This is a genomic window from Streptomyces phaeochromogenes, from assembly GCF_001418655.1.
Classification (GTDB): Bacteria; Actinomycetota; Actinomycetes; order Streptomycetales; family Streptomycetaceae; genus Streptomyces; species Streptomyces phaeochromogenes.
Window position 1 is genome coordinate 1 of record NZ_LIQZ01000082.1, and the last position, 6,154, is coordinate 6,154.

At 70.1% G+C, this 6,154-nt stretch carries 7 protein-coding genes; 1 reads left to right on the plus strand and 6 read right to left on the minus strand.

Annotated elements, in window-relative coordinates:
* Positions 1 to 28 precede the first annotated feature (28 nt).
* A complete protein-coding gene (locus AOK17_RS11800; RefSeq protein WP_055612357.1) occupies positions 29 to 475 on the minus strand; it encodes a winged helix-turn-helix transcriptional regulator in 447 nt (148 codons plus the stop codon).
* 92 nt (positions 476 to 567) lie between these two features.
* Here AOK17_RS11800 and AOK17_RS11805 point away from each other — a divergent pair, with 92 nt between their 5' ends.
* Entirely contained in the window at positions 568 to 2,055 is a 1,488-nt protein-coding gene (locus AOK17_RS11805; RefSeq protein ID WP_055612358.1) for an MFS transporter, read from the plus strand.
* Here AOK17_RS11805 and AOK17_RS11810 read toward each other — a convergent pair.
* The 5 genes from AOK17_RS11810 to AOK17_RS11830 form a co-directional block, all read right to left on the minus strand.
* A complete protein-coding gene (locus AOK17_RS11810) occupies positions 2,017 to 2,376 on the minus strand; it encodes an MmcQ/YjbR family DNA-binding protein (protein ID WP_055612359.1) in 360 nt (119 codons plus the stop codon). The genes AOK17_RS11805 and AOK17_RS11810 overlap by 39 nt on opposite strands.
* Positions 2,373 to 3,677 carry a hemolysin family protein gene (locus tag AOK17_RS11815; protein WP_055612360.1) on the minus strand — a complete coding sequence of 435 codons (1,305 nt, stop codon included), beginning with the start codon at positions 3,675 to 3,677 and terminating at the stop codon, positions 2,373 to 2,375. The genes AOK17_RS11810 and AOK17_RS11815 overlap by 4 nt, the downstream gene beginning before the upstream one ends.
* On the minus strand, positions 3,674 to 4,174 hold the full coding sequence (gene ybeY / locus AOK17_RS11820; protein ID WP_055612361.1) for an rRNA maturation RNase YbeY: 501 nt from the start codon (positions 4,172 to 4,174) through the stop codon (positions 3,674 to 3,676). Before ybeY ends, AOK17_RS11815 begins: the two co-directional genes overlap by 4 nt.
* 12 nt (positions 4,175 to 4,186) lie before the next feature.
* Positions 4,187 to 5,245, minus strand: coding sequence for a PhoH family protein (locus AOK17_RS11825; protein ID WP_055612362.1), 1,059 nt, complete (start codon positions 5,243 to 5,245; stop codon positions 4,187 to 4,189).
* A 237-nt stretch (positions 5,246 to 5,482) separates the two neighbouring features.
* On the minus strand, positions 5,483 to 6,154 hold a 672-nt coding region (locus tag AOK17_RS11830), incomplete at its 5' end, for a carbohydrate kinase family protein (RefSeq protein ID WP_245697099.1).

Genomic DNA, 6,154 nt, shown 5'->3' on the forward strand with positions numbered 1-6,154 from the left:
GGGGCGGCGGGGGCGAAAACCGCCCCCCTCAACCAGAAGCCGCCCCCACCCGCTCGTCATAAGCCTCCCGGGCCGCCGCGATCTCCCCCTGGTGGGTCTCCGTCCAGGCGACCAGCGACCGGATGGTCGAGTGGAGGGTCCCGCCGAGCGGGGTGAGCTCGTACTCCACGCGAGGCGGCACCACGGGATGCACGGTCCGCTTCACGAGCCCGTCCCGCTCCAGCTGCCGCAGAGTCACGGTCAGCATCCGCTGACTGACCCCGTCGATCTCCCGCCGCAACTCGGTGAACCGCAGCCGCCGGTTGTCGAGGAGGGCGATCACGAGGAGCGACCACTTGTCGGCCACCCGGTCGAGGATCTGCCGCACCTGGCAGTCCTCCCGGGTGTCCCACTGGAAGGGGTCGGTGTCCGCGCCATCCGTGCCGTCCATGGTTACCGCGCAATGACTCGGTGACTCCAAAGTGCCTTCTTCCATGTCCGCCGATGCTGCCGCAGGCTGGCACCGGTTACAAGAGGGAACCGACCCTCATTCGGGTAACCGCCCCTTCCCTTACCCAAGGAGTCGTGATGGGCACCCGTGCCTGGGCCCTGCTGCTCGTCCTCTGCGGAACGATCTTCCTGGAGGGCATCGACGTCGCCATGCTGGCGGTCGCGATCCCCTCCATCAGATCCGACCTCGACCTGCCGACCGACACCGCGGCCTGGGTGATGAGCGCGTACGTACTCGGCTACGCCGGCTTCACCCTGCTAGGCGGCCGTGCGGCCGACCTGCTGGGCCGCCGCCGGATGTTCCTCACCTGGCTGACGGTCTTCCTCGCCTTCTCGGGCCTTGGCGGCTTCGCCACGGAGGGCTGGACGCTGATCGTCGCCCGCTTCGTCACCGGCGTCTCGGCCGCGTTCATGACACCGGCCGCGCTGTCCCTCATCACGACGTCGTACGAGGAGGGCGAGCAGCGCAACAAGGCGCTGCTGGTCTTCGCGGGCACGGCGGCCGGCGGCTTCTCCCTCGGCCTGGTCATCGGCGGCCTGCTCACCCAACTGGGCTGGCGCTGGGTCTTCTTCGCCCCGGTCCTGCTCGCGGGCGCCCTGCTCGTGGCGGCGACACGCCTGATCCCGCACCAGCCGCACCAGCCGCGCCCGGCGGAGTCAGAGAACGCCGAATCCGAGAACGCCGAACCCGGGAGCTCCGAACCCGGGAGCGCGGAAGCCGAGAAGAGCCCCGGGCGCCCCCGGCGGCGTACCGAAGGCTTCGACATCCTCGGTGCCGCCACCGCCGCGGCAGCGATGCTGCTCGCCGCCTACGCCGTCATCCGCCTCGAACACGGCCTGGACGGCTGGCGGTTGACCGCCGGAGCCGCCCTCGCGGCGACCACCCTGCTCGTCGTCTTCGTCGCCGTCGAACGCCGCACCCCCACCCCTCTCGTGCGCCTCGGTATCCTCCGTACCGGCTCCGTCGTACGGGCCGACCTCGGCGCGCTCCTCTTCGTGGGCGCCTTCTTCGGCTTCCAGTTCGTCCTGACGCTCTACCTCCAGGAGACCCTGCGTCTGTCGGCCTTCGAGACGGGCCTGGTCTTCGGCGTCGTGGGCGTGATGTCCGCGGTGGCGGGCACCTACGCCCCGAAGGTCATCGGCCGCCTCGGCGCCCGCCGCACACTGGTCGCCTCACTCGCCGGCCAGGGCGCGTTCATCGCTTCCCTGCTCGCCCTCGGCACCGGCGGCTGGTCGGTCTGGCTGGCCACGGTCGCGGTGTCACTGGCCTGCATGTGCCACCTGGGCGCGATCATCTCGTACGGCCTGACCGTCACCTCGGGCGTCCCCGACCACGAACAGGGCCTCGCCACGGGCCTGGTGACCTCCACCCAGCAGGTCGGCCTCACCCTGGGCATCCCGCTCCTCGGCATCCTGGCCACCACGGCCCCGAACCTCCTCTCCGGCGTCCACACGGTGGTGGCACTGGACGCGGCGATCGTGCTGGGGGCGGCGGTACTGGTGGCGATCGGACTCGGCCGGCGGCCGTCAGGGGCGGTCGAGCCGGAGCCGCTCGGCCTTCGGTAGACCGGCCACCACCAGGTCGTACGAGTCCTCGATGAGCTCCCTGACCAGCTGGTCCGGGAGCTCTCCGTCGACCGTCACCGTGTTCCAGTGGCGTTTGTTCATGTGGTAGCCGGGGATGATCAGGCCCTCGTACTCGCCGCGCAGACGCACCGCGTCGTCGGGGTCGCACTTCAGGTTCACCGTGAGCGGCCGGACGTCCAGACGGGTCAGGGCGAACAGCTTCCCCAGCACCTTGAAGACCGAGAACTCCGGGCTGAAGGGGAAGTCCTCGACGGTCGCGTTGAAGGACAGGCAGAACGTGCGCAGCTCCTGCGGGGTCACTCCGGCTTCTCCTCCTCGGGGGAGCCGGCCGGGCCCACGGGCTCGACCAACACCGTCACGATCTTGTTCCGGCGGCCGGCCGAGGCCTCCGCCGTGAGCCGCAGCTCGCGCCCGTCGGGCAGTTCGACCACCGAAGAGGCGGAGGCGATGGGCACGCGGCCGAGGGCCTTCGCAAGGAGGCCGCCCACCGTCTCGACGTCCTCGTCGTCGTACGCCTCGAAGCCGTACAGCTCGCCGAGGTCGCCGATGTCGAGCCGTGCGGTCACCCGGTAGCGGTCGTCACCGAGGTCCTCCACGGGCGGCAGCTCACGGTCGTACTCGTCGGTGATCTCGCCGACGATCTCTTCGAGGATGTCCTCGATGGTGACGATGCCTGCCGTGCCGCCGTACTCGTCGATGACGACGGCGACGTGGTTGCGGTCCTGCTGCATCTCGCGCAGCAGATCGCCGGCGTTCTTCGTGTCCGGGACGAAGGCCGCGGGCCGCATCGCCGTCGACACCAGCTCGCTCTCGGCGTCCCGGCTGATGTGCGTCTTCCTGGCCAGGTCCTTCAGGTACACGATCCCGACGATGTCGTCCTCGCTCTCCCCGGTCACCGGGACACGGGAGAAACCGGACCGCAGGGCCAGCGTCAGCGCCTGCCGGATCGTCTTGTAGCGCTCGATGACCACCAGGTCCGTACGCGGGACCATGACCTCCCGTACGAGCGTGTCACCCAGCTCGAAGACGGAGTGCACCATGCGGCGCTCCTCGTCCTCGATGAGCGACTCCTTCTCCGCGAGGTCGACCATCGCCCGCAGCTCGGCCTCGGAGGCGAACGGGCCGCGCCTGAAGCCCTTGCCGGGCGTGAGCGCGTTGCCGATGAGGATGAGCAGGGGCGGGATGGGGCCCATGATCCTGGCGAGCGGCAGCAGTACGTACGCAGCCGCCGTGGCCGTGTTCAGCGGGTGCTGGCGGCCGATGGTGCGCGGGGAGACGCCGACCGCCACGTACGAGACGAGGACCATGACGCCGATGGCGACGGCCAGTGCCTCCCAGGTCTCGGCGAACTCCTTCAGGCAGGCGTACGTGACGAGCGCGGCGGACGCCATCTCGCAGGCGACGCGCACCAGCAGCGCCACGTTCAGATAGCGCGTCGGGTCGGCGGCGACCTGGGCGAGCTTGGCGCTGCCGCGGCGGCCGGACCGGACGGCCTCCTCGGCGCGGAAGCTGGAGACGCGGGCGAGACCGGCCTCCGCGCAGGCGGCGAGCCAGGCCACCACGACAAGGGTGATGGCGCCTACGACGAGTTGCGGGCTCATGAGACGGTCGGGGCCGGGGACGGGCCGGTCAGGCCCTTCTCCGCACGCCAGCCGTCCACGATGGCCGCCTGGAGGCCGAACATCTCGGCCTTCTCGTCCGGCTCCTCGTGGTCGTAGCCGAGCAGATGCAGCACTCCGTGGACGGTGAGGAGCTGGAGCTCCTCGTCCATGGAGTGCTGCGTGTCGGCTTCCTTGCCCTGCCGCTCGGCGACCTCGGGGCAGAGCACGATGTCGCCGAGCAGCCCCTGCGGGGGCTGCTCGTCGTCGTCCTTCGACGGCGGCCGGAGCTCGTCCATCGGGAACGACATGACATCCGTCGGACCGGGCAGGTCCATCCACTGGATGTGGAGCTGCTCCATGGCGTCGGCGTCCACGACGATCACCGAGAGCTCGGAGAGCGGGTGGATCCGCATCCGCGCGAGGGCATAGCGGGCGATGTCGAGGATCGCCTGCTCGTCGACCTCGGTTCCGGACTCGTTGTTGACGTCGATCGACATGGTCGCGCTGGTCTACTTCCGCTTGTTACGGGCGCCCTGGTGGGTGCCGTTCTCCGTACCGTTCTGGCTGTCGTACTTCTCGTACGCGTCGACGATACGGCCGACCAGCTTGTGCCGTACGACGTCCTGGGACGTGAGCCGGGAGAAGTGGACGTCGTCCAGGCCCTCCAGGATGTCCTGGACCTGACGCAGACCGGACTTCGTGCCGCTCGGCAGGTCGACCTGGGTGACGTCACCCGTGATCACGATCTTCGACTCGAAGCCGAGACGGGTGAGGAACATCTTCATCTGTTCGGGGCTCGTGTTCTGGGCCTCGTCCAGGATGATGAAGGCGTCGTTGAGCGTACGACCACGCATGTACGCCAGCGGGGCCACCTCGATCGTCCCGGCCGCCATCAGCCGCGGGATCGAGTCCGGGTCGAGCATGTCGTGCAGCGCGTCGTACAGCGGGCGCAGGTAGGGGTCGATCTTCTCGTAGAGCGTGCCGGGCAGGAAGCCGAGCCGCTCTCCCGCCTCCACCGCGGGGCGGGTCAGGATGATGCGGTTGACCTGCTTGGACTGCAGTGCCTGCACGGCCTTGGCCATGGCGAGGTAGGTCTTGCCCGTACCGGCGGGGCCGATGCCGAAGACGATGGTGTGCTTGTCGATGGCGTCGACGTACCGCTTCTGGTTGAGCGTCTTGGGGCGGATGGTGCGGCCACGCGAGGACAGGATGTTCTGTGTGAGCACTTCGGCCGGGGTCTCCTGGCCGTCGCCCTCCCCGTTCTCGCTCGCCCTCAGCATGGCGATCGAGCGTTCCACTGCGTCCTCCGTCATCGGCTGTCCGGTGCGGAGCACCAGCATCATCTCGTCGAACAGGCGCTGGACGAGGGCCACTTCGCGGGCGTCGCCGATGGCGCTGATCTCATTGCCCCGGACATGGATGTCGGCCGCCGGGAAGGCCTTCTCGATCACGCGCAGAAGGGCGTCTCCAGACCCCAGCACGGTCACCATGGGGTGCTTGGCCGGGACGGTGAACTGCGCTCGTGACTGCCCCTGCGCGGGGGTGTGAGCTGTGGGTGTCTGCGTCATGGGCCGGCTCTGTAGGCCTGCTCATCCTCCTCGGTGAGGCACGCTTGCCGGTACGGCAGCCTTGTGCTTCCAAGAGTACGACGGGGCACCGACAACGCCGTAGGACTTTTCGCCCGCACCGGTGGCCTCGGGCGAATCCGCCGGGAACCCGGCGCCGATCCACCCTCCGCCCGACACGGATCCACCGATGCCCTCACGCGCATCCACCTGCGGACTCACACGGGTCTGCCCGCGGCCTCACGCGGATCTGCCGAAGCCGATCGTCGGTACCGCCCGCCGCAGGGGCCACGCCCGGCTCGGCTCCGGAAGGAGGGGTTCCAGGAAGGCGTACCGGCCGAGCGCCGCCGGATCCTGGTGGTCGTACGACTGCACGCGCCGCCACCACCCGGCGATCTCCGACCAGCCGGGGGCCGACAAGGACCCACCGAACTCCTGGACCGACAGGGCGGCGGTGAGGCCCGCGAAAGCGAGCCGGTCGGCCAGCGGCCACCCGGCCAGGGTGCCCGTGACGAACCCGGCCACGAACACGTCCCCCGCGCCGGTGGGGTCCATGGCCTCGACCTCGATGGCCGGAACCTCGGCGGTCTCGCCGGTCCGTCCGTCCACGGCGTACGCACCCTCGGCACCAAGAGTGACGACGGCGAGCGGCACGTGCTCGGTGAGCGCGTGGGCGGCGGCGCGGGGGCACGTGGCGCCCGTGTACCGCATGGCCTCCTCGGCGTTCGGCAGGAACGCCTCGCAGTGCGCGAGGTCGGGGAGCCCGGCGAGGTCCCAGCGGCCCGTGTCGTCCCAGCCGACGTCGGCGAAGATCCTGGTCCCCTTGCCCGCGGCCCCGGCGATCCAGGGGGCGCGGGTGCCGGGCGTGAGCGAGGCGACGGCCGCGCGGGCGCGGGGCGGGCAGTCCGGGGC